1 protein-coding gene is annotated in these 610 nt (G+C 34.9%); it reads right to left on the reverse strand.

Annotated features, from left to right (window positions below; genetic code table 11):
- Positions 1–157 precede the first annotated feature (157 nt).
- The coding region (gene tssD / locus AW165_RS18435; RefSeq protein ID WP_155859658.1) for a type VI secretion system tube protein TssD at positions 158–610 on the reverse strand (453 nt) is incomplete at its 5' end.

The raw sequence follows: 610 nt of genomic DNA on the forward strand, positions 1-610 counted from the left end.
TTCATACAACGAGCTAAGAACAAATATTCATCTCTAAAATTTTCTCGTAAATGTGGATCGCGAATATGCATCATTGCATACATATCACTTTGATTAAGCAGACCGTTTAACGCGAGTTTAACTTCATCATCATCAAAACTTTTACGTGAATCGCTCATTAATATTCTTCTCTAAAGCTATTTGCTTTATTTCTTAGTGATTCAAGAGCATCAATCCAAGAAGAATAACCTGCGGTATTAAGAGAAACATGACGCCATGAAATATCACCGTATGCAATGGTGACCACCTCTTGCATTTCTCGTTCATTAAAGTCAATCGTGTGAGGCATATGAGGCGATACTGATTTAATTATCGCATTAGATAATATTACTTCATAAAAAAACTCATGCCCCCCATTACTACTTAAACGATAGAATTTAAGTGTACATGTTAATGGAGTTCCATCGACACAAGCCTGAGAAAGCAAAGGAGAACATTTATCCATTCTCTTTATTATTGTAATCGGAGTATGAATTGATTGGTTTTCATAACCAATAAAGTGAGAATAAGAAAGGACAGTAATCTCATCTCGGTGATTTTCTTGATAAGCCTGTCCCATAGAGCTTTCAGT

Source organism: Acinetobacter sp. LMB-5 (assembly GCF_001541635.1).
Lineage (GTDB): Bacteria > Pseudomonadota > Gammaproteobacteria > Pseudomonadales > Moraxellaceae > Acinetobacter > Acinetobacter pittii.